Raw genomic sequence first — 21,855 nt, forward strand, 5'->3', positions numbered from 1 at the left:
GTCCTTCGAGGCATTTTTGGGTTCAGCGCTTGCCCTCTGCTGCGAGCCCTGTAGGAAACCTACGGCAAAACCCCCAACCGCGGTGATGAGGGCAGCGGCTACGGCACCCACCGCCCCGATGCGCGCCGCAGTTACTTGCGAATCTCTGCTGCGGCTCGACTGTCCCATGAAGCTCCAATTACAGTGCGTGAACCTCATGGTACGCGTCGCACACTGCATGTACAGGCGCCCGCCTCGCCTGGGAATTATGGGGACGTTAATTGTTTACTTGACATAAGAACGGTTATCGGCCTTCAGGACGAACACAAGGAGAATATGAAGAGAGGCTGGTTGAGGCTCCAGCCAGCGATCCGGTGCCACGTTCAATTACCTCCCAATCCTCGCCGGCTTCCAGTTCGTAAAGCCGGACCGCATGGTTATCCGATTCATTCGGGAGCACGCGGTGTTCGGAGAGCGAGAGCTATCCAGATTAGACGCGGCGACGCTGATTAAAAAGGTCGCCGAACTCTATCCCACCGAGCCCAGGCGACTTCACCTGTGATCTGGCGGCACGTTTCGGGTCGAGACGTATTCCGAGAAGAGGAAGTGGTGGCTGCGGACAACGCCGCGCCCGGTGAAATGTCCGTCGAGGATTCCGGATCCCTAATTGACCAAAGCATACGAAGGCTCTCCTTAGCCCCCGTACCGGCCGCCGGGCTGGACCGCTGGTTCACCTCGTCCCGGCTGGACAGCGGGCTGCCGTCGGCGTGATGGAGGCGGGTCAGGCCAGGATCTTCTTGTGGAAGAACACGAGGTAATCGCCCGTGGCGTCCTCGAACCCGAAGTCCTGCCAGTATGCCCGCAGCGCGGCCTTGGCCTCCTCGTACTCCGGCGAGTCCGCGGGCGGGGATCCTTCCCCGTCTGCCGGCGCGGCGTGCACCACCACCAGGTTCACCGACCGGCCCACGGTTTCGACGATGGCATTGAGCACCGAGTAGCCCGTCTTGCCGCCGCGGTATTCCGGGAAGATCTCCAGCGAGGAGACGATCATCAGGTCGCCGCCGTCCTGAAGATACTCCCTGATCAGGTCGGGGCGGTCCATGGTGAGCATCTCTACGGCCTTGGCCATCTCCTGGTCGGCCTTGCCGGTGGTGAGGAAGAGGTTGATCATGCCGGCTTTGGGGACAACCTGGACGACGGCGCTGCCCAGCTGCCGTTCCTCATCACCGCCCGGGGTGGGGATGGGGCAGCTCACCGCAACATCCCAGCGCAGGGGATAGTCCGCGGGATCGTGCTCCAGGCCCGGCGTGCCGCGGTACCGGAGCTTGTACTCAAAGAACAGCGATTCCGGGTCGATTACGGTCATGGCGCCGTCCTTGAGCTCGCAACGTTGCGTGTAAGGAATCTTAGTCCTCGGGGACGGCGTCAGGAATGGGCCGTTGACCCTTAGCTGCCAGGGTTCCGCAGCCCGCCCAGCCCGCTGATCAGCGCCTCGAGCCCAAGGGTGAAGGCGACGTCGGCCGGCCGTTCGTGCCCCTGCTCGGCCAGGCTTCGCACAGCACCCGTGAAACTGGGCGTCGCCTCCGCCATGGTGCCGGGGTCGAAAATGTCCGCCGGCGCGGTGACGTCGTAGGCAGATCCGAAGATGAAGGACTCCAGCGCGACGATCGAAGAGACGATCCGCTCCTCGGGAAAACCGGCGTCCCGGAAGCCGGCGCTGACCGTTTCGTACATGGCCAGGGTCTGCGGCGCGTCGGTCACGGGCAGCACGGCAATGACCGGAATGAGCGGAGTGTGCCGGGAGAACACGTCGCGGTAGCTCCACGCCCACTTCCGGACGGCGTCCTCCCACGGGCCGGCGCCGAAGGCCGAGACATCCACCAGCGAGGCAAGGTGGTCCTCCATCAGCAGGAGCACGTCCCCTTTGGATTTCACATGGTTATAGAGGGCTGACGGCGCCACGTTCAGCGAGCGGGCCAGCGCGGCCATGGTCAGGCCGTCATAGCCCTTCTTCTCGATCAGCCGCAGGGCGGCTTCCGTGATGCCGCCCTTGTCCAGCACGCCGCCCACGGGGCGTCCGGCGCGGCGCCGGTTCCCCTGGCGATCTGTTGCTGAGCCTGCCGTTGCTGAACCGGCTGTTGCTACGGCTGGTGTTGCCGGCATGGCTGCCCTTTCTCCGGTGAACGTCCTTTCGCATTATTCCATCAGGCTCTTCCGCTTCCCCGCCAAAGCCTCTATAGTTCTTATAAATGAATGGCATTCATTTAGTGGTTCGCCTCACTTACGCGGCCACAGAGAAAGGACATCATGCTGAATCTTGACCGCGACGTAGTGATCGTAGGTGCCGGCCCCTCCGGCCTCACCGCTGCCCGCGAACTGAAAAAGGCTGGCCTGACCGTGGCCGTGCTGGAAGCCCGTGACCGCGTGGGCGGCCGGACGTGGACCGACACTGTGGACGGTGCCATGCTCGAAATCGGCGGCCAGTGGGTCTCGCCGGACCAGACCGCACTGCTGGCCCTGCTGGACGAGCTCGGCCTGGAAACCTACTCCCGCTACCGCGAAGGCGAGTCCGTCTACATCGGCGCGGACGGCGCACCGGTCCGCTATACCGGGGACATGTTCCCGGTCAGTGCCACCACGGCCGCCGAGATGGACAAGCTCACCGCCCTGCTGGATGAACTGGCGGCGGAGATCGGCGCCGCGGAACCGTGGGCGCACCCCAAGGCGCGGGAGCTGGACACCATCTCCTTCCACCACTGGCTGCGCCAAAACTCCCGGGACGAGGAAGCCTGCAACAACATCGGGCTGTTCATCGCCGGGGGCATGCTCACCAAGCCGGCCCACGCCTTCTCCGCCCTGCAGGCCGTCCTGATGGCCGCCTCCGCCGGCTCCTTCACGCACCTGACGGACGAGGACTTCATCCTGGACAAGCGGGTCATCGGCGGGATGCAGCAGGTCTCCCTGCTGCAGGCAGCGGAACTGGGGGCCGACCTCGTCCTGAACAGCCCGGTGCGCACCATCCACTGGGAGGCCGACGGCGGCAACGGCCACCGCGTCACCGCAGTCTCCGACCGGGCCACCGTAAACGCACGCTTCGTGATCATGGCCGTGCCGCCCAACCTCTACTCCCGCGTTTCCTTCAACCCGCCGCTGCCGCGCCGCCAGCACCAGATGCACCAGCACCAGTCCCTCGGCCTGGTCATCAAGGTCCACGCCGTTTACAGCACGCCGTTCTGGCGCGAGGACGGGCTCTCCGGTACCGGTTTCGGCGCCGGCTCGCTGGTCCAGGAGGTCTACGACAACACCAACCACGGCGACACCCGCGGAACATTGGTTGGCTTCGTCTCCGATGAAAAGGCCGACGCAGTCTTCGAACTGGATGCCGCAGACCGCAAGCGGGCCATCCTGGAATCGATCGCCGGCTTCCTCGGGGACAAGGCCCTGGAACCTGAGGTGTACTACGAATCCGACTGGGGTTCGGAGGAATGGACCCGCGGAGCCTACGCTGCCAGCTACGACCTCGGCGGACTGCACCGCTACGGCAAGGACCAGCACGCACCTGTCGGCCCGATCTACTGGTGCTCCTCCGACCTCGCCGCCGAGGGCTACCAGCACGTGGACGGCGCCGTCCGCATGGGCCAGTCCACCGCCGCCCGCATCGCCGAAGCAGCAGGCGCAGCGGCACCTGACCTGGCGGACGCAGCGGCCGCCGTCGGCTAACAGCCCAGCGCCCGCACCCATTCGACGATGAATGACTCCGGAGAGGCAATCCCATGAGTACAAAAGCCCCCGTCAGCCAGGACACACACAAGAGCCTGAGTGAAAAGGGCCTTAAGGCCGGGTCGGTCGGGCTGGTCGGCGCAGTGGTGATCGGGGTGTCCTGCATCGCTCCGGCGTACACTCTCACCGCTGCCCTCGGTCCCACCGTGTCCGAGGTGGGTGTGCACCTGCCGGCGGTCTTCCTCGTGGGATTTATCCCCATGCTGCTCGTGGCGCTTGGCTACCGGGAGCTGAACAATGCAATGCCCGACGCCGGAACCTCCTTCACGTGGGCAACGCGCGCCTTTGGCCCGTGGATCGGCTGGATGGGAGGGTGGGGGCTGATCGCCGCCACCATCATCGTGCTGTCCAACCTGGCGGCGGTCGCCGTCGACTTCTTCTACCTGATGCTGGCCCAGCTCCTCGGCAATCCCGAGGTGGCTGGGCTGAGCGCGAACCTGCCGCTGAACATCGCCACCACCCTGGTGTTTATCGCGGCGGCCTGCTGGATCTCCTACCGCGGCATGGAAACCACCAAGGGCGTCCAGTACGTCCTGGTGGGTTTCCAGCTGCTGGTGCTGGGCTGGTTCGCCGTTGCAGCGTTCGTGCATGTGGCCAACGGGACAGCCTTCGACGCCACCGCCATCTCGCCGGACTGGTTCAACCCCTTCGCCGTGGATTCCTTCTCCGCCTTCGCGGCCGGGGTGTCGCTCTCGATCTTCATCTACTGGGGCTGGGACGTGACCCTCACCATGAACGAGGAGACGCGCAACCCGGAAAAGACGCCCGGACGGGCGGCGACCGTAACCGTCGTCGTCATCGTGGCCATCTACATGACGGCCGCGCTGGCCACGCTGTCCTTTGCCGGCGTGGGTAGCACCGGCCTCGGCGCCGGGAACCCGGACAACCAGTCCAGCATCTTCGCCGTCCTGTCCGGGCCGGTCATGGGGCCCTTCGCCATCCTGATGTCCCTGGCCATTCTGAGCAGTTCGGCGGCGTCGCTGCAGTCAACGTTCGTCTCCCCGGCCCGCACGCTGCTGGCCATGGGCCACTACCGCGCCTTGCCCGCAACGCTCGGCAGGGTCAGCCCCACGTTCAAGTCACCGAGCTGGGCCACGATTGCGGCGGGCGTCGCTGCGGCGGCGTTCTACGTCATCACGCGGACCACCTCGGAGAATGCGCTGTGGGACACCATCACGGCGCTGGGCATGATGATCTGCTTCTACTACGGGATCACGGCGCTCGCATGCGTCTGGTTCTTCCGGGCCGTGGCGTTCACAAGTATTCGGGCGTTCCTCTTCAAATTCCTGGCCCCGCTGCTGGGCGGCGTCATCCTGCTGGTGATGTTCGTCAAGACGGCCTACGACTCCATGGACCCGGAGTACGGTTCCGGGTCATCCGTGGGCGGCGTGGGCATGGTGTTCATCCTGGGCATGGGCGTCATCCTGCTCGGCGTAATCGCGATGCTGGTCATGGCCCGGATCCGGCCCGGGTTTTTCCGGGGGAAGGTGCTGGCGCGGGGGCTCTGACTGGAAAGTAAGCACACTTACCAATAGGCTGGGGCCGGGCAATGACCCGGATCAACCGAACGTACTGACAAGAACCGCGAGGTGACAGCATGACGGGCACGGAAAGCATCAGCAAGGTCACGGACATCATCAACGATTCCCACATCGGAATGTTCACCACCATCAACGGGGAAGGCGCCCTGGTCAGCCGGCCGCTGGCCGTCCAGGACGTCAAGGACGACGGCGACATGTGGTTCTTCACGGGGGAGGGCACGTCCCAGGTGGCCCACGTTGCCGCCGACGCCAGGGTCAACGTCTCCTTCGGCAAGGGCACCGAGTGGGTGTCGGTGGCCGGTACCGCTGAAGTGGTGCGGGACCGCGCCAAGATCCGCGAACTGTGGAACCAGTCGGTCGAGGCCTGGTTCCCGGACGGGCCCGACACCCCGGAAGTGGTCCTGCTCCACGTGGACTCCGACTCCGCTGAGTACTGGACCAGCCCCGGCGGCACCGCCGCGACGGTTCTGCAGTGGGTCAAGTCGAAGGTCACCCACAGCCGCATGAGCGTCGGCGAGAGTGGAACCGTGGAGCTGTAGCCCCGCCAACGACAGCAATGGGACCCACACCTTCGGTGTGGGTCCCATTGCTTTGTCTCTTGTTGCTAGGCTTCCTTGACCGTCAGGGGTTCGATCTTGCCCATGATGAACAGGTAGTTCGCGGCGCCGATCAGCGACACCACGCCGATGACCGCCAGCGGGGCGATGAATGAGCCCGTCTGGTCCACCAGCACGCCGATCAGGATCGGGGTGAAGATGCCGGCGAGGTTGGAGGCGAAGTTCTGCAGGCCGCCGATGGAGCCCACGTGCCGGGAGCTTGGTGCCACATCTGCCGGCAGCGACCAGATGCCCGTGGCGGCGACGGTCAGGCAGGAGTACGCCACGGACAGCAGGGCGAGGGCCATCCAGGCCTCGGGCACGAGGGCGGCGAACATGATGACCGAGCCGCCGGCGAGGCCACCGGCGATGGCGGTCTTGCGGACCTTGGTCACGGACGCTCCGGAGCGGACGGCGCGGTCGGCGAGATACCCGCCCAGCCAGCCGAACAGCACCGCGCAGATGCCCGGGATGGCACCAAAAAAGCCCAGCTTCAGCAGGTCGAAGCCGCGCTCCTTCACGAGGTAGCTCGGGAAGAACGTGATGAAGAAGTAAATGGCACTGTTCAGGCAGAAGAAGCCGAACATCATGCTGAGCACCGTGCGGTACTTGAAGAGGGACCGCCACGGCAGCTTTGCGGCACCTGCATCATCGCTGGCCTCACCGCGCGCCCCGCCTTCGCGGATGTAGTCCACTTCGGCGGCATTGGCACCCTGATGCTCTTCGGGGCTGCGGTAGTACTTCCACCACGCAGCGGCCCAGATGATGCCGGCGAGGCCGATGATAATGAACACCGCGTGCCAGGAGGTGAGGGCAACAATCAGGGTGACGATCGGCAGTGCAATCACTGCCCCCACCCGGGATCCGGAATCCCAGATGCTTGTGGCGAAGGCGCGTTCCCGGACCGGAAACCACGTTGCCACCACCTGGGCAACGGTGCTGGGTGCCGGGCTCTCACCGACGCCCAGCAGGAACCTGGCAGCGAACAGCGACCAAAAGTTCGATGCAGCGGCGGTCACCATGGTGAAAGCGGACCACCAGACCGCCGCCAGGGAGAATGACCGGCGCGGACCCACCTTGTCCACATACCAGCCGGCCGCGAGCTGGCAGAAGTCGTAGGCCCAGAAGAAGGCGGCGAAAATAAGCCCCTGCTGGGTGGCGGTGAGTTCAAAGTCCTTGCCCATGAACGGCAGGGCGACGCTGAGGCTTGAGCGGTCGAGGTAGTTGATGCTGAGGCCCACAAAGGCGAGCCAGATGATGACCCAGCGCTTCCGCGTCATGATGCGGGGTGCCGTGGCGGATGATGTGGCGGCGGTCTTGCTTCCGAGCGTAGTCATGCGGTCTCCTTCGACGTGAACATGGCTTCGGGTGCTGTAGGCACCGGCGGGAGGGGAAGACGCCGAAGAGATCGGCGCCAAAATCATATAGGAATCTGGTTAATCATATAGATTCACTTCCGGGGATCAAGTGGCTGCCGAAAAAAGTTTCCCGGACGGCTGGAGCGGGTGGCTTATGATTCCCCCAGCGAGTCCAGCCAGAGCAGAACCAAGAGGTAAACGCGTGCCACCACGTCAAGCATCCGACACTTCCCGCGGAAAGGCCGCTGTCAGCGACGTCTACGCGTCGATGCGTGCGGCCATTCTCGAGGGTGACATGGCCCCGGGTGCGCGCATCAACATCGACGCCGTTGCACGCAGCCTGGGCGTTTCCCAGACGCCTGTCCGCGAGGTGCTGCAGCGCCTGGAGGGCGACAACCTGGTGGTGTACAGCCCCGGCCGGGGCTACAGCACCACGCCATTGCTGGATATCGCGGAGCTGCGCTCGCTGTTTGAGTTCCGGCTGCTCGTTGAACCCTGGGCGGCCAGGTCCGCCGCCGTTGACAGGCTGGCCAATCCGGCGCCCTCCCTGGAGAAGGAGCTTGCCGCGTTCAGGGAGACGATGAAGGTCACCAGGGACCTGCGCCAGGACCTCGTCGCTCACGACACCCGTTTCCACGACACCATCCTCGCCGCCTCGGGGAACCCCGTGGTGAGGCACGCCTTCGCCCAGACCCACTGCCACCTTCATACCTTCCGGCTCTATCCTGCGGACGTGGACGGCGCCATCACCGTGAAGGAGCACTCTGCCGTGACGGATGCCATTGAGGCGTGCGATCCGGAGGCGGCCGAGACGGCCATGACCCGGCATATCCGCAACTCCTTCGACAGGTTCGCCCAGGCCTTCGAGGGTGACCTGGCCCCGTTGTCCGAGGTTGGTGTGCCAGGAAAGCGGATCATCAAGTAGCGGCGGTCATGGAGGCGCCGACAGGCCCCGGCCCTTGCGGCCGGGGCTTTTTCGTGCCCGAAACGCGGCGGCGCGTCCGGTTTTGAAGCAAGGGGCTTGATCTGCATCACATGTCCTATATGATTATTGAAATTCATATAGGAAATCATTCTGATCCCTGACCTGCCGGTCACAAGACGCGAAAGAAGCGCCATGCCTTCCATCACCTCCATCAACACCCAGGACGTCCGGTTTCCCACTTCACTGGAACTGGACGGTTCCGATGCGGTCAACGTTGACCCCGACTACTCCGCCGCCTACGTGGTCATCCGCACCGACGCCGGCGACGAGGGCCACGGCTTCGTCTTCAGCTGCGGCCGCGGCAATGAAATCCTCACTGCGGCCATCGACGCCTACGCCCGCCTCCTTGTGGGCCGTGACATCGACGAACTGATTTACGATCTCGGCGCTGCGTCCCGGCGGCTGATCCACGACTCCCAGCTGCGCTGGCTGGGGCCTGAAAAGGGCGTGACCCAGATGGCCTGCGGCGCGCTGGTCAGTGCCCTGTGGGATATCCGGGCCCGCCGCGAGAACAAGCCCCTGTGGCTCCTGCTCAGCGAAATGAGCCCGGAAGAGCTGGTCAGCGTCGTGGACTTCACCCACATCCGGGACGCCCTCAGCCCGGAGGAAGCGCTGGAAATCCTGCGTGCCGGACAGGCCGGCAAAGCTGCAAGGATTGCCGCGCTCAAAGCCGACGGATTCCCGGCGTACACCACCTCGCCCGGCTGGCTGGGGTACAGCGATGAGAAGCTGGTGCGGCTGAGCAAGGAGGCAGCGGCTGAGGGCTTCTCCATGATCAAGCTCAAGGTGGGCGGCGACATCAATGACGACCGCCGCCGCATGGCCCTCGCCCGCGAGGCCGTGGGAGACCTGCCCATCGCGATTGACGCGAACCAGCGCTGGGAAGTGTCTGAAGCAATCACCTGGGTCAACGAGCTTGCCGAATTCGATCCGTACTGGATCGAAGAGCCCACCAGCACGGATGACATCCTGGGCCACGCCGAAATTCGAAAGGGCGTTGAACCGGTCCGGGTGGCCACCGGCGAGGCCGTGGCCAGCCGCATTGTATTCAAGCAGCTGCTGCAGGCCGGAGCCATCGATGTCCTCCAGCTCGACTCAACCCGTGTGGGCGGCGTCAACGAGAACATCGCCATTCTCCTGCTCGCGGCCAAGTTCGGCATTCCGGTCTGCCCTCATGCCGGAGGTGTGGGCCTCTGCGAACTGGTCCAGCACTTCTCCTTCTTCGACTATGCGGTCGTCAGCGGCAGCCAGGAGGGCCGCATGATCGAATACGTCGACCACTTGCATGAGCACTTCGCCGAACCGGTGCGGATCATCAACGGGCGGTATGCCGCCCCGGTCCTGCCCGGAACCGGTGCGGAGATGCTGAGCGCCTCCCGGTCCCGGTGGGAGTTCCCTGCCGGTGCCGGATGGCAGGAAGTGGGCAGCCGTGCCGCCGTCACGGGTGCAAACCTCGCTCCCGCGGGAGCCGCCCAGTGACCGGCGGGCTCGTGGGGGCCGTCACCGATGAAACCACAACCGCCGGGGAGCTCGCTGCGGCCGTTGAGGCTGCGCAGTCGGCCTTCGAAAGGGGCAGGACCGCCACGCCGGCCACCCGCGCTGCCTGGCTCGAGGCCGTGGCGGACGGGCTGGCGCAGGACGCCGAAACACTGGTGGAGATCGCCGCACGCGAGACCCACCTCGGCGTTCCAAGGCTGGAGGGTGAGCTCAACCGCACCGTCTTCCAGCTCCGGCTGTTCGCCGCAGAGATCCTGCAGGGCGAGCACTTCGACGCGACCATCGACCACGCCGACCCGGCGTGGGGCATGGGTCCCCGCCCCGACCTGCGGCGCTACAACGTTCCGCTAGGCGTGGTGGGCGTCTTCGGGGCATCCAACTTTCCCTTTGCCTTCAGTGTGATGGGCGGGGACAGCGCGTCCGCGCTCGCTGCCGGCTGCGCCGTCGTGCACAAGGCGCACGACGGCCACCGCGGCCTGGCAGCCCGCACTGCGGAAACGGTGACCGCCGCGCTTGCTGCGTCCGGGGCGCCGTCGGGTCTGTTCTCACTTGTTACCGGACGGCGTGCCGCCGAGGCTCTCGTGGACCACCCGCTGGTGAAGGCCATCGGCTTCACGGGTTCGACGGCGGGTGGCCGGGCGCTGCTGGACCGGGCCGCCGCGCGGCCCGAGCCCATCCCGTTCTTTGGCGAGCTGGGCGGCATCAACGCGGTTTTTGTCACGCCGAACGCCTGGGCGGCCCGCCGCGACGAAATCCTCGCAGGGTACGCCGGCTCCTTCACCCTGGGAATGGGCCAGTTCTGCACCAAGCCGGGGCTGCTGTTCATTCCCGCCGCAGGGTCCGCCGGGGAAACGGAAGAGGCTCGGCGTGTCCTGGCCGGCGCGCTCGCCGGTTTCACTCCGGCGCAGTTGCTGAGCGAACGCCTGCACGGCGGTTACAGCGACGCCGTCCGGGACTCAGCGGCGCCGACGGCGTTGAAGTGCTGCTGGAGGGTGACTTTGCTGAAGCGCCGGCGCCCACCATCCTGCGCACCACGGCGGACGCCGTGCGCAGGGATCCCGCCCTCCTGAAGCAGGAGATGTTCGGCCCCGCCAGCCTGGTGGTCGAATACACGGACGGGGCTGAGCTTCCGGGCCTCGCCGAACTGCTCGAAGGACAGCTCACCACCACGCTCCAGGCCGAGGAGGACGACGACGTCACCGAGCTGGGTGCCAGGCTGACCGACATCAGTGGCCGGGTGCTGTGGAACGGCTGGCCCACAGGCGTCACTGTCAGTTACGCGCAGAACCACGGGGGACCGTACCCGGCCACGACGTCGGCCACAACGTCCGTGGGGACGGCCGCTATCCGCCGCTTCCTGCGGCCTGTGGCCTACCAGTCGTTCCCCGCTGCCCGGCTGCCCGAACCGCTGCGGGACAGCAACCCCTGGAATGTGCCGCAGCGCGTGGACGGCGTCTGGCGGCGGCCATCGGATCCCGTCCCGGGTACGGAAACCGGAGGCCGCCCGTGACCGCCCCGGCAATTCCCGAGGCAGTCCTTCCGGAGGACGCGGACCAGGCGCTGCTGATCGGCAGGGTCTGGGACCCCGAGACCGGGGGCCCGCGCGTGGCTGCGGTCAGCGGGGACTCGATATTTGACCTGACCCGGCTGGCCGGCACAGTGTCGGAGCTTCTCGAACTGCCCAGCCCCGCCGCGGCCGTCCGCGCGGCGCTCGCCGATCCGGAGCTGACGGAACAGCGGTGGGTGACAGCCGACGTCGTCCGCTCTTCCCTGGCGGGGGACACCGCCCGCCCGCACCTGCTTGCCCCGGTGGATCTGCAGGTCATCAAGGCGTGCGGCGTGACGTTCGTGGACAGCATGATTGAGCGCGTCATCGAGGAAGATGTGCCGGCGATGCGGGGCGGGCAGCCGAGATGCGGGAACTGGTCGGGAAGGCCCTCGGCGGCAGCATCTCCATGGTCCGGCCGGGTTCCCCGGCGGCGGCCGAGGCCAAGCGGATCCTGATTGCCGAGGGTCTCTGGTCCCAGTACCTCGAGGTGGGCATCGGGCCGGACCCGGAGGTGTTCACGAAAGCCCCGGTGCTGTCCTCAGTGGGCCTGGGCGCAGGCATCGGAATTCCGTCGTTCTCCTCCTGGAACAACCCCGAACCCGAACTGGTGCTGATCGCCACGTCCCGCGGCGAGGTGGTGGGAGCCACACTCGGCAACGACGTCAACCTCCGCGACGTTGAGGGCCGCAGCGCCCTGCTGCTCGGCAAGGCCAAGGACAACAATGCGTCCAGTGCGCTGGGGCCGCTCATCAGGCTCTTCGACGGCGGTTTCACTCTCGATACGCTGCGCGAGGAGGAGATCCTGCTGCGCGTCGAAGGACCGGACGGCTATCTGCTCGAGGGGCGGAACACCCTCGCCCGGATCAGCAGGCCCTTCGAGGAGCTGGTGGCTGCCACCCATGGCAGCCACCACCAGTACCCGGACGGCTTCGCCCTGTTCACGGGCACGCTGTTCGCGCCGACCCAGGACCGCGACGAGGCCGGGCAGGGGTTCACGCACAAGCACGGCGACGTTGTGACCATCCGGAGCCGCCACCTGGGTGCCCTGGTCAACCGCGTGGGAGCGGCCGAGGAACTGCCGGAGTGGACCTTCGGGCTGCGGCAGCTGTTCGGCTACCTCGCGGAACAACCGAGGGCTGGGCTTCCTTTCACGCCTGCCAGGTGACGGGCAGCTCCTTGACCCCGTAGACGATGGTGCTGTCCATCCGTTCCAGGTGCGCTCCCGGGGCGAGGGCCAGTCCGGGGAGCCGCTGCAGGATGCCCTGCAGCGCCGTCCTGGCTTCGAGCCTGGCCAGCGGGGCGCCGAGGCAGAAGTGGATGCCATGGCCAAAGGCCAGGTGCCGGTTCGGTGTGCGGTCCATGTCGAACTGTTCGGGGTGCTGGAACTGGCGCTCATCCCTGTTGGCTGAACCGATCCAGGCCACCAGCGGGGCGCCGGCGGGGACCTGGCAGCCGCCGAGCTCGGTTTCGGCGGCTGTCACCCGGTACATCGACTGGACCGGTGAGCGGTAGCGCAGCACTTCCTCGATGGCCTGGGGGAGCAGTGCCGGTTGGGCGCGCAGCCGTTCCATCGTTTCCGCCCCTTCGGTGAAACAGAGGACTGCGTTGCCGATCAGGTTGGTGGTTGTCTCATTACCGGCCACCAGCAGCAGGGCGCAGAAGCCCAGCAGTTCGGGGACGCTGAGTTTCTGCCCCTCGATTTCGGCCTCCAGCAGGTTGCTGATCAGGTCGCTTCCGGGGTTGCGCCTGCGGTGTTCGATGAGGGCAAGAAAGTACTCGGTCATCTCCCGGTTGGTGGAGCTGTGATCGCCGGTCTGGTCTCCGGTCTGGGTCTGGCTGACGATGACGTCCGACCAGTGTTTGAAACGGTCCCGGTCCTCCGCGGGAATGCCCATGAGCTCCGCGATGACGATCACCGGCAGCGGATAGGCAAGCTCGTCGATGAGGTCTGCGGAACCTTTGGGGGCCATCGCGTACAGCAGTTCCCCGGTCAGCGCGGAGATGCGGGGAGCAAGCGCTTCGACTGCCTTGGGCGTGAACGCCTGGGTTACGAGGGAACGCAACTGCCGGTGCCGGGGCGGGTCTGCCGTGATCAGGCTCGCCGCGAAGAGCTGGCCTGTTTCGGACGGATCGTCCCCTCCCATCCTTGACGAGAAGGTGCCGTGGTCGGACAAAACCCGCTGGACGTCGTCGTACCGGAACACGTGCCAACTGCCGGACTCCTCGTCGTGGAACACGGGAGCGGATGCCCGCATCCGCTCGTAGTGGGGGAAGGGGTTCAGTGGTGACTCATCATCGCGTCGGAAGTCCATGGCTGGCCTCTCTCTGCCGAACGGCCCGTAGGAGCCGAGTGTATTCCGCGGAGGCATCCGCCGTCAGTAGCGCCGGCAGGACTCCACCAGCGGGACTCACCCAAACAGCCAGGCTGCCCCCAGCAGCAGCGGGACAGCCAGGGCGGAGGTAACCACTGCCGTTGTTTGCGCCAGATTCTGGCCCACGCCGTACCGGACCGAATACAGGACCACGTTCTGTCCGGTGGGCAGGATGGCGCAGGCCGTGACCACGAACGTGCTGAAGGTATCCAGGCGGAACACGAGCACGGCCAGCAACCACGCGAGCACAGGCTGGACAGCCGACTTGAGGATGACGGCGAACAGCGTGGGAACGCGGTCAGCCACGTCCTGGCGCGGTGAGAGGCCATGGAGTGACATACCGAAGATGATCAGCATCAGCGGCACCGTCAGCTGGGCCACCAGTTCCAGCGGATCCAGGACCAGGTCAGGCAGCTCAATTTCGGCGGCGCTGACGATGACGCCGAGAATGGCCGCCACCGTAACGGGATTGCGCAGCGGTGTGGACAGGATGCTCCACACCGACGACCTTTTGCCCTCGGGATCGGTCAGATCCAGGATGGTCAGCGCCACCGGGGTGAGCAGGGCCAGCTGGAACAGCATGATGGGGGTGACGAAGGTGGCACTGCCCAGAATGTACAGCGACAACGGAACGCCAAGGTTCGTGGAGTTGACGATTCCTGTGGCCAGCGCCCCGACCGTGGTGCGTCTGACGCCCCATCTGCCTATGGCCCCGCTCAGGGCGAACAGCGCCATGACGCACAGTGCCGTGACGACGGAGATGAGGCCTGTCTGGCTCAGGATCTCGGAAATATGCCGGGACGCAATCGTGGAGAACATCAGGCTCGGCAGCCCCACCATGAACGTCAGGGTGGACAGCACCTTTGTCCCGTGGGGACCGAGGGCATTGGTTCTGGCGAGGATGTACCCCACGAGCAGAACCACGCCCACAACAAAGAATCCCTTTAAGACTCCGTCCAAACTGTTGTCCTCACACCATTTCCGCTCCTGGGCCGACGTCTAAGCCTATATTTTCTGCGGCAGGGCACCGGACAGATGAGGCCAAAACCACAAGGAGAAGACGGGCCCCGGAAGGAACCCGTCTTCTCAGTAGTGCTGTCGGCCAGGGGGCCTGGCTACAAGCCGAGGCCGCCGAGCTTGTCCCCCAATCCTCCGGGGAGTTTGCCCAGCAGGTCCGCGGGGTTGATGCCAAGCTGGGAGAGCAGGCCGGCATGCTGGTCGGTGTCCACCTGGTCAGGCAGCTGCGTCTCGGCCTGGGCAGCCTTGTCGTTGTCACCCTGGGACCTGAGGAATTCGAGGATCTGGGACTTGTCGATCTGCATGGTGTTCTCCTTTGCGATTTCCGGAACTGCTAAGGGTGCTTACTACCCTTCCCGAAAAAGGCCCGTTGAACAAGTCCCGCGTGTCGCCGGCCGGAGGCCCGCCGGGACGCCCGCCGCGGTTTCCGCACGTTCCAGCGCCAGGCCCAGACGCTCGACGGCGCGCGGATATGCGGGATCAGCAAGGGCTTTCAACGCATCGGCCTCCCGGAGGGCCTTCACAATTGCAGCGGTTTCGGGCTGCCTGACGTCGGCCAGAGCGGGGTAGCTGATGGCCAGCGCTGGGTCCAGTTCGTACTGGGCCCAGCGGCCCAGAATCTCTTCCTGCGTGGCGGCAGCGGTCCGGCACAGCGGCCCGTCCACCCGCCGGCGCCGCCGCGCCTCGAACCAGGAAAGCACCGCAGGGCTGCTGCGGTAGGCAGCTACCCCGCTCGCGCCCGCCACCGCGGCCAGGGCCAAGCCCGCCGGCGGCGAGGCCACCGCCGGAATGAGCAGGGACGGGGCAATTACCACTGCACCGCCGAAAAGGTCCCAGAACAGCAGGTCCGGGCTGTCGCCGTCGGACGTCCTTAGATGGTGCCGCACCACAAAAACCGTGCCGGCGACGGCGGCCATCAGCACCGCGCTCCAGAGGACCAGTTGCAGCAGCCCCCAGGGGGCGGCTTCGGAAAGTACGGACACCACTGCACCTCCAAGGACGGGCGCTGCCCGGCAACTCGGGCCGCAATTAAATTGCAGCCCCTGTGGGCGTCCCGGTCAATGGCGTAGCGTAGGCGCCATGCGACTCAAAATGTGCAGCATCCACGTCCAGGACCCAGCCGCGGCCCACTCCTTCTACACGGAGACCCTCGGCTTCGACACACTCATGGCCATGCCCGAGCACAACCTCTTCATCGTCAAGGACCCCGGAGCGTCCGGCACCGTCGGACTGCTGCTGGAGCCGAGCGACAACCCCATCGCGTCGGCCTACAGCAAGGGACTGTACGACGCCGGGCTCCCGGCCATCGTCTTCGGCACGCCGGACGTCAAAGCCGAGTACCAGCGGCTGTCCGCCGCCGGCGTCCAGTTCCGGGGCGAGCCCGCCGAGGATCCGTCCGGGATTTCCGCCGTGTTCGACGACGGCTGCGGCAACTTCATCCAGCTGCACCAGGACTAGTACTGCATGGACGCCGCTGATGCCCTGAATGAGATTGCCTTCTGGCTTGAGCGCAGCGCAGCGCCCACTTTCAAGGTCCAGGCTTTCCGGAAGGCGGCCGGCGTCATCAGCGCACTGACTCCGGACGAGGTGGCGGAGCGGGCCCGCGACGGCCGGCTCAAGCGGACGAAAGGAATCGGGGACACCACCTTCAACGTCATCCGGCAGGCGGTGGACGGCGATGTGCCCGACTACCTGGAAAAGCTGCGCCAAGGCGGCGCCAAACCACTCGCCGCCGGGGGAGACGGGCTGCGCCCGCTGCTCCGCGGTGACCTGCACAGCCACAGCGACTGGTCCGACGGCGGTTCTCCTCCCGAGCTGATGGCGGACGCCGCCCGCTCGCTCGGCCGCGAATACCTCGCCCTGACGGACCACTCGCCGAACCTCAAGATCGCCAACGGGCTCAGCGCCGAGCGGCTCAGCGAGCAGCTGGACGTGGTGGCCGGGCTGAACGGGGGTGCCGACGGGAAGTTCCGGCTGCTGTCCGGCATCGAGGTGGACATCCTGGAAAACGGCGAGCTGGACCAGACGCCCGGGATGCTGGACCGGCTGGACGTGGTGGTGGCCAGCGTGCATTCCAAGCTCCGCTCGGACCGCCGCACCATGACGGAGCGGATGCTCGGCGGCATCCGTGATCCACACACCAATGTGCTGGGCCACTGCACCGGCCGCCTGATGCAGGGCTCGCGCGGCACGCGGCCCGAGTCCGAATTCGATGCCGAGCGGGTCTTTGCGGCCTGCGCGGAAGCCAATGTCGCCGTCGAAATCAATTCCCGGCCGGAACGGCAGGACCCGCCGGACAACCTGATGCAGCTGGCGCTTGAGGCCGGCTGCCTGTTCAGCATCGACAGTGATGCCCACGCCCCCGGCCAGCTGGACTTCCTGCAGTACGGCGCCGAACGGGCCGAACGCAACGGCGTCCCGGCCGAGCGGATCGTCACCACCTGGCCTCTGGACCGGCTCCTGGAGTGGCTGAACAGCAGGAATTAGCAGCACGGCCTTAGCTCAAGAATTTAGTAAGCATAATGACTATCTATGCACGGAGTGGTACACCTTAATTGTTCCGTCGCGGAACCCGGCGGACCCGTCACTCCCTGCGAGGTGCACCATGACTGCTATGAATCCAGCGGACCACTTGGACGAGCTGGGCCAGAGGACCCTCCGGAAAGTGCGCGGCCGCCTCATGCCGCTGATTGTGCTGCTTTACTTCATTGCGTATCTGGACCGCAACAACGTCGGCTTCGCCAAGCTGACCATGAGCGAGGACATCGGCCTTAGCGCCGCAGCCTACGGCCTGGGCGCCGGCATCTTCTTCCTGGGCTACGCGCTCCTGGAGATTCCCAGCAACGCGGGCATGTACAAGTTTGGTGCCCGCAAATGGATCGCCCGCATCCTGATCTCCTGGGGCATCTTCGCCACGGCCATGGCCCTGGTGAACGGAGAGGTCACCTTCTACATCATCCGCTTCCTGCTCGGCGCGGCGGAGGCCGGCTTCTTCCCGGCTATGCTCTTCTATCTGACCCTGTGGTTCCCCGCGCGGCAGCGCGTCACCGTGCTGGGCATCTTCATCCTCGCCCAGCCCATCTCCAACGCCCTCGGCGCCCCGGTGTCCGGCCTCCTGCTGCAGATGGACGGAATCTGGGGCCTGCAGGGGTGGCAGTGGCTGTACATCATCGAGGGCATCCCGGCCATCCTCCTCGGGCTGCTCACTCCGGTGCTCATGACTGACAAGCCAAGCCACGCGCACTGGCTGGCTGCCGATGAGCGGGAATGGCTGACCCGGACCATGGACGAGGAACTCGCCCACAAGCAAAAAGGCCAGCCGCACCACTTCCTGGCCGGCCTGAAGGATTCCAGGACGGTCGCCTACTCAGCCCTGTACTTCGGCCTGGTCTGCGGCATCTACGGCCTGGGCCTGTGGATGCCGACCATCGTCGCGGCCCTGGGCAAGTTCAGCACCACCGAGGTGGGCTTCATCGTTGCCATTCCCTACACGATTGCCGCCATATTCGTTTACTACTGGGGCAAGCGGTCAGACCGCACGGGCAACCGGGTGCTGCACGCCAGCATCAGCATGGTCATGGCCGCCATCGGCCTGATCGCGGCCGGCAACCTTGTCCAGGTCAACGCCATCCTGGCCATGATCGCCCTGACCCTGGCGGCCATGGGCATTTACTCCGCCATCGCGCCGTTCCTGGCCATGCCCTCCACGGCCCTCGTGGGAGCTGCAGCCGCGGCCGGCCTCGCCATGGTGAATTCGCTCGGTAACCTCGGCGGCTTCGTGGCGCCCTACATCGTGGGCGTGCTCAATGACGCCAGCGGCGACAACCGGTCCGGCCTCGTGTTCCTGGCCGCCTGCCTCGGCGTCACCGCCATCGCCACCTACCTCTACGCCCGCAAGCGTCCCGAGGGCCACGTGAAACCCGGCACTCCCGCCGCGGTCGGTGAAGAGGCGGTTGCCGCCGACGAGTTCGACGACACCAAGTACTAGAGGGGATTACGGACATGGCACACCACGACACGTTCCCGGCCGAACGCACCGCGGTGCTGACCGGGGCCGCTTCAGCACGGGGCATTGGGCGGGCTACAGCGGAAATGCTGGCCAGCGGCGGCTGGTCCGTGGCCATCCTTGATATCGACGGCGACGCGGCCCGGCGCGCGGCGGAGGACATCTCCTCCGTGTACGGTGTCCTGGCCAGGGGCGTGGGGGCCGATGTCTCCGACCAGGCCACCGTCAACGCAGCGATCGACGAGGTGGAGGCCAACATGCCACCCATCGTGGCGCTCGCGAACCTCGCGGGCATCAGCTCGCCCACCGAGTTCATGGACGAGACACTTGAGGCCTGGGAGCGTGTGTTCCGCATCAACATGACCGGCACGTTCCTTGTCACCCAGCGCGTGCTCCGCGGAATGATCGAACGCCGGCTTGGCCGGGTGGTCAGCGTCTCCTCCATCTCGGCCCAGCGCGGCGGCGGCACCTACTCCAAGGTGGCGTACAGCGCCTCCAAGGCGGCCATCATCGGCTTCACCCGGGCGCTCGCACGGGAGATGGGGCAGCACAACATCACCGTCAACTGCATCGCCCCCGGCCCCGTGGACACCGACATCATGGGCGGCACCCTGAGCGATGAGCGAAAAGCCGACATGTCCAGGGACATCCTCATGGGCCGTGTGGGCACCGTCCGCGACATCGCCGCCCTCATGGTGTTCCTGATGGGGGAGGATGCCGGCTACATCACGGCCGCGACGTACGACATCAACGGCGGCCTGCAGATCTCCTAATACCTAAGCTGCCCAGTACCTATGCTGCCGCGGGGCTGGGCGACATCTCCGCCGCCTGGCGCAGCGCCTCGATCATGCTGCGCACGTCCACGATGCCCTTGCCGGCAATGTCGAAGGCGGTGCCGTGGTCCACGGACGTGCGGATGACGGGCAGGCCCACCGTGATGTTGACGCCGGCCTCGATGCCGAGGACCTTGACCGGCCCGTGGCCCTGGTCGTGGTACATGGCCACGATGAGGTCGTAGTCGCCGCGGCCTGCCAGGAAGAACGCGGTGTCGGCCGGGAGGGGGCCGACCGCGTCGATGCCGTCGGCCTGGAGCTTTTCGATGGCCGGGGTGATTTTCTCCGCTTCCTCGCCGTAGCCGAACAGGCCGTTCTCGCCGGCGTGCGGGTTGATGGCGCAGACGCCGATCTTGGGGTTGGCGATGCCGGCGCGCTGCATGGCGCTGTGCCCGCGGCGGACGGTCCGTTCCACCAGGCCCGGCTCGATCTTGTTGATGGCGTCGATGAGGCCGATGTGGGTGGTGACGTGGATGACCTTGACCTTGGGCGTGGAGAGCATCATGGACACTTCCTCGATGCCCATGAAGTGCGCCAGAAGCTCGGTGTGCCCGGGGTAGATGTGCCCGGCCTTATGCAGCGCTGCCTTGTTCAGCGGCGCCGTGCAGATGCCCTGGACCTGGCCGCTCATCCCCAGCTCGCATGCGATCCGGATGTAGTGGTACGCGGCGTTCCCGGCCTCGGCGGACTCCTGGCCCCAGGGCAGGTCGGCGGACAGCAGCTTGGGGTCGATCACGTTGATCCGGCCGGCCTCGAAGACCGCTTCGCCCACCGTCTCCACCTCGACGATGTTGGCTTCCACACCCAGTGCCTTGGCGCCGAGCTGCAGCCGGTGGACGTCGCCGATCACCACCGGGCGGCAGTCCCGGTAGGCGTTCTGGTCCAGGAGCGCGCCCACGGTCACCTCGGGGCCGACGCCGGCGCCGTCGCCCATGGTCACGGCGATGAAGGGCCGGGTGTCCTGTTCGGTTGCGTTCACTGCTGATGTCATTGGAGCTCCAGGTATGTGGGAGGGATGGGAAATGCTGTTGGAAGACCGAAGGTCTTTGATGGCGGAGTAAAGCTGGACCAGGGCGTCGTCGTCGCCAAAGCTGCCGGGCTTGGTGCCCACCAGCCGCCCGTCGTCGGAAAGGCTGACCACGGCGCCGTGCTGCACGGACGCCAGCGGCGTCAGCGACCGGACGCCGAGGGCGTCGAGTACTTCGCGGGCGGTTTCGCCCCCGGTCAGGATCAGGTCTGTTCCGGTGGGAGCCGCTGCCGCCTCCGCTGCCAGCCGCGCCAGGTTCCGCACGATCCTGCCGGACTCCTGCGGATTGACGACGTCGGCGCTGACAGTCAGGGCAGTTGGCTCACCGGCCGCCAGGAGCTGTTGTGCTTCCGCGAGCCTCGGGCGGACATCTTCGGGCCACTGCAGTTCGCCGGGCGTGATGTGCAGGCCGGTGACACCGCGGGCTTCCAGGTTCCGCAGCTGCGCCGCGGCCTTCGTGGACGCGGAGCCGACGGCGGCCAGCACCGGCCGCGGTGCGCCCGCCACAGCCTTTACGCGGGATGATCCGGGTTCCTGCGCGTTTCGCGCAGAAGCCGGGCCGAGTTTCGCCGCCAGCAGCAGGGCCATGCCGCCGGTCCCGGCCAGCACTATGCGCCGTCCGCCGGCACTGAAGTTCAGGGCCAGCAGAGCATCGGCGACCTTTTCCAGGTCAGCCGGAGTCTCGCCGTCGACGATCACTGTGGTGGGAGTGGCGCCGGCTGATGGTCCGGAGAGGGCTTCACCGAGGACGGCCGTCAGGCTGTCCGCCCGCACGGTGGACAGGTCCGTTAGCTGCACTGCAGAGCCTTCGTGCAGCAAGTGCGCGATCTCCGCGGGCGGGGCCGCTGCCTCTGCCCGCCAGAGGTTCGTGCGGTCCAGCCGCACACCGTCGGCGAAAGGCCGGCCGCCGACGACGGTCCGGTTCAGCTGGGGGAGTGCGCCGGCCACCACCACGTGGTGCCCCAGTGCGGAAAGTGCCGCGAGTTCCGGCCCAATATTGCCCCGCCACAGCGAATCGATTTTCTTGAACAGCACGCCTGCGCGGCCTGCGGCCGGGCTGCCAAAGACGGCAGCCGAAGCAGCGGCGGCGGCCTCCGGAACCATAGCCCGTGAGTGGGTGTCGACCACCAGGACGTCCGGGTGGCGGCCGGTGCCAGTGCCAGCCTCGGGGGCGGACAGGAGGAGCCGCGTGTCCAGCCCCTGGGTTGCAAAGCATTGCCCCACTTCTGCTGCGCCGGAAAAGTCGTCGGCCTGGATAAGGACTGCAGCCACGTCGTCCTCCCTTCTTCTGTGGATCGGTAGCACCATGATGTCA

At 66.3% G+C, this 21,855-nt stretch carries 16 protein-coding genes and 3 pseudogenes; 11 read left to right on the plus strand and 8 right to left on the minus strand.

Annotated elements, in window-relative coordinates:
* Nucleotides 1-760: 760 nt before the first annotated feature.
* Nucleotides 761-1,345: a hypothetical protein gene (locus ACFTR6_RS10935; RefSeq protein WP_377957944.1), complete on the minus strand. Its 585-nt coding sequence runs from the start codon at nt 1,343-1,345 to the stop codon at nt 761-763.
* 80 nt (nt 1,346-1,425) lie between these two features.
* Entirely contained in the window at nt 1,426-2,142 is a 717-nt protein-coding gene (locus tag ACFTR6_RS10940) for a TetR/AcrR family transcriptional regulator (RefSeq protein ID WP_377957945.1), read from the minus strand.
* A gap of 132 nt (nt 2,143-2,274) precedes the next feature.
* Between ACFTR6_RS10940 and ACFTR6_RS10945 the strand changes: the two are divergent.
* The 3 genes and pseudogenes from ACFTR6_RS10945 to ACFTR6_RS10955 all read left to right on the plus strand — a co-directional run.
* Nucleotides 2,275-3,699: pseudogene (locus ACFTR6_RS10945) on the plus strand (flavin monoamine oxidase family protein); the annotation flags it as partial.
* A gap of 53 nt (nt 3,700-3,752) precedes the next feature.
* On the plus strand, nt 3,753-5,267 hold the full coding sequence (locus tag ACFTR6_RS10950) for an APC family permease (protein WP_377957946.1): 1,515 nt from the start codon (nt 3,753-3,755) through the stop codon (nt 5,265-5,267).
* An 89-nt stretch (nt 5,268-5,356) separates the two neighbouring features.
* Entirely contained in the window at nt 5,357-5,839 is a 483-nt protein-coding gene (locus ACFTR6_RS10955; RefSeq protein ID WP_087872058.1) for a pyridoxamine 5'-phosphate oxidase family protein, read from the plus strand.
* 65 nt (nt 5,840-5,904) lie between these two features.
* On the opposite strand, the gene ACFTR6_RS10960 is transcribed toward ACFTR6_RS10955, so the two are convergent.
* A complete protein-coding gene (locus tag ACFTR6_RS10960; RefSeq protein ID WP_377957947.1) occupies nt 5,905-7,233 on the minus strand; it encodes an MFS transporter in 1,329 nt (442 codons plus the stop codon).
* A 223-nt stretch (nt 7,234-7,456) separates the two neighbouring features.
* On the opposite strand from ACFTR6_RS10960, the gene ACFTR6_RS10965 reads away from it, so the two are divergent.
* The 4 genes and pseudogenes from ACFTR6_RS10965 to ACFTR6_RS10980 all read left to right on the plus strand — a co-directional run bounded on the left by ACFTR6_RS10965 (nt 7,457) and on the right by ACFTR6_RS10980 (nt 12,450).
* Complete coding sequence (locus ACFTR6_RS10965; RefSeq protein ID WP_377957948.1) at nt 7,457-8,179, plus strand: GntR family transcriptional regulator; 723 nt, start codon at nt 7,457-7,459, stop codon at nt 8,177-8,179.
* 192 nt (nt 8,180-8,371) lie between these two features.
* The gene (locus ACFTR6_RS10970) at nt 8,372-9,718 is read left to right on the plus strand and encodes an L-fuconate dehydratase (RefSeq protein ID WP_377957949.1); all 1,347 of its coding nucleotides are present in this window, start codon (nt 8,372-8,374) and stop codon (nt 9,716-9,718) included.
* Nucleotides 9,715-11,246 (plus strand): annotated as a pseudogene (locus ACFTR6_RS10975) (aldehyde dehydrogenase (NADP(+))). The gene ACFTR6_RS10970 and the pseudogene ACFTR6_RS10975 overlap by 4 nt, the downstream one beginning before the upstream one ends.
* Nucleotides 11,243-12,450: pseudogene (locus tag ACFTR6_RS10980) on the plus strand (fumarylacetoacetate hydrolase family protein). The pseudogenes ACFTR6_RS10975 and ACFTR6_RS10980 overlap by 4 nt, the downstream one beginning before the upstream one ends.
* On the opposite strand, the gene ACFTR6_RS10985 reads toward ACFTR6_RS10980, so the two are convergent.
* From ACFTR6_RS10985 to ACFTR6_RS11000, 4 genes are all read right to left on the minus strand, one after another.
* Complete coding sequence (locus ACFTR6_RS10985) at nt 12,434-13,597, minus strand: cytochrome P450 (RefSeq protein ID WP_377957950.1); 1,164 nt, start codon at nt 13,595-13,597, stop codon at nt 12,434-12,436. The pseudogene ACFTR6_RS10980 and the gene ACFTR6_RS10985 sit on opposite strands and share 17 nt — an antisense overlap.
* Nucleotides 13,598-13,693: 96 nt before the next feature.
* Nucleotides 13,694-14,617 carry an AEC family transporter gene (locus ACFTR6_RS10990; protein ID WP_377957951.1) on the minus strand — a complete coding sequence of 308 codons (924 nt, stop codon included), beginning with the start codon at nt 14,615-14,617 and terminating at the stop codon, nt 13,694-13,696.
* 155 nt (nt 14,618-14,772) lie between these two features.
* Complete coding sequence (locus ACFTR6_RS10995) at nt 14,773-14,979, minus strand: hypothetical protein (protein ID WP_076799368.1); 207 nt, start codon at nt 14,977-14,979, stop codon at nt 14,773-14,775.
* 42 nt (nt 14,980-15,021) lie between these two features.
* The gene (locus tag ACFTR6_RS11000; RefSeq protein ID WP_236783166.1) at nt 15,022-15,657 is read right to left on the minus strand and encodes a hypothetical protein; all 636 of its coding nucleotides are present in this window, start codon (nt 15,655-15,657) and stop codon (nt 15,022-15,024) included.
* Nucleotides 15,658-15,754: 97 nt separating this feature from the next.
* Here ACFTR6_RS11000 and ACFTR6_RS11005 point away from each other — a divergent pair, with 97 nt between their 5' ends.
* The 4 genes from ACFTR6_RS11005 (at nt 15,755) to ACFTR6_RS11020 (ending at nt 19,453) form a co-directional block, all read left to right on the plus strand.
* A complete protein-coding gene (locus ACFTR6_RS11005; protein ID WP_076799367.1) occupies nt 15,755-16,132 on the plus strand; it encodes a VOC family protein in 378 nt (125 codons plus the stop codon).
* A gap of 6 nt (nt 16,133-16,138) precedes the next feature.
* Nucleotides 16,139-17,161, plus strand: coding sequence for a PHP domain-containing protein (locus tag ACFTR6_RS11010; RefSeq protein ID WP_076799366.1), 1,023 nt, complete (start codon nt 16,139-16,141; stop codon nt 17,159-17,161).
* Between the two features lie 118 nt (nt 17,162-17,279).
* The gene (locus ACFTR6_RS11015) at nt 17,280-18,662 is read left to right on the plus strand and encodes an MFS transporter (RefSeq protein WP_076799365.1); all 1,383 of its coding nucleotides are present in this window, start codon (nt 17,280-17,282) and stop codon (nt 18,660-18,662) included.
* 14 nt (nt 18,663-18,676) lie between these two features.
* Nucleotides 18,677-19,453, plus strand: a complete 777-nt coding sequence (locus ACFTR6_RS11020) for an SDR family NAD(P)-dependent oxidoreductase (protein WP_076799364.1) — start codon at nt 18,677-18,679, stop codon at nt 19,451-19,453.
* Between the two features lie 19 nt (nt 19,454-19,472).
* Here the strand turns inward: ACFTR6_RS11020 and pdxA are convergent, their stop codons facing one another.
* A complete protein-coding gene (pdxA, locus tag ACFTR6_RS11025; RefSeq protein WP_076799363.1) occupies nt 19,473-21,812 on the minus strand; it encodes a 4-hydroxythreonine-4-phosphate dehydrogenase PdxA in 2,340 nt (779 codons plus the stop codon).
* Nucleotides 21,813-21,855: the final 43 nt, after the last annotated feature.

The sequence above is a fragment of the Arthrobacter sp. NPDC057009 genome (assembly GCF_042673905.1).
In the GTDB taxonomy this organism is placed as follows: Bacteria; Actinomycetota; Actinomycetes; order Actinomycetales; family Micrococcaceae; genus Arthrobacter.

Coding starts and splice junctions, on each gene's coding strand:
- ACFTR6_RS10935 (WP_377957944.1), bottom strand. CDS start 1,345: ATGACCGTAATCGACCCGGAATCGCTGTTCTTTGAGTACAAGCTCCGG.
- ACFTR6_RS10940 (WP_377957945.1), bottom strand. CDS start 2,142: ATGCCGGCAACACCAGCCGTAGCAACAGCCGGTTCAGCAACGGCAGGC.
- ACFTR6_RS10950 (WP_377957946.1), top strand. CDS start 3,753: ATGAGTACAAAAGCCCCCGTCAGCCAGGACACACACAAGAGCCTGAGT.
- ACFTR6_RS10955 (WP_087872058.1), top strand. CDS start 5,357: ATGACGGGCACGGAAAGCATCAGCAAGGTCACGGACATCATCAACGAT.
- ACFTR6_RS10960 (WP_377957947.1), bottom strand. CDS start 7,233: ATGACTACGCTCGGAAGCAAGACCGCCGCCACATCATCCGCCACGGCA.
- ACFTR6_RS10970 (WP_377957949.1), top strand. CDS start 8,372: ATGCCTTCCATCACCTCCATCAACACCCAGGACGTCCGGTTTCCCACT.
- ACFTR6_RS10985 (WP_377957950.1), bottom strand. CDS start 13,597: ATGGACTTCCGACGCGATGATGAGTCACCACTGAACCCCTTCCCCCAC.
- ACFTR6_RS10995 (WP_076799368.1), bottom strand. CDS start 14,979: ATGCAGATCGACAAGTCCCAGATCCTCGAATTCCTCAGGTCCCAGGGT.
- ACFTR6_RS11005 (WP_076799367.1), top strand. CDS start 15,755: ATGCGACTCAAAATGTGCAGCATCCACGTCCAGGACCCAGCCGCGGCC.
- ACFTR6_RS11010 (WP_076799366.1), top strand. CDS start 16,139: ATGGACGCCGCTGATGCCCTGAATGAGATTGCCTTCTGGCTTGAGCGC.
- ACFTR6_RS11015 (WP_076799365.1), top strand. CDS start 17,280: ATGACTGCTATGAATCCAGCGGACCACTTGGACGAGCTGGGCCAGAGG.
- ACFTR6_RS11020 (WP_076799364.1), top strand. CDS start 18,677: ATGGCACACCACGACACGTTCCCGGCCGAACGCACCGCGGTGCTGACC.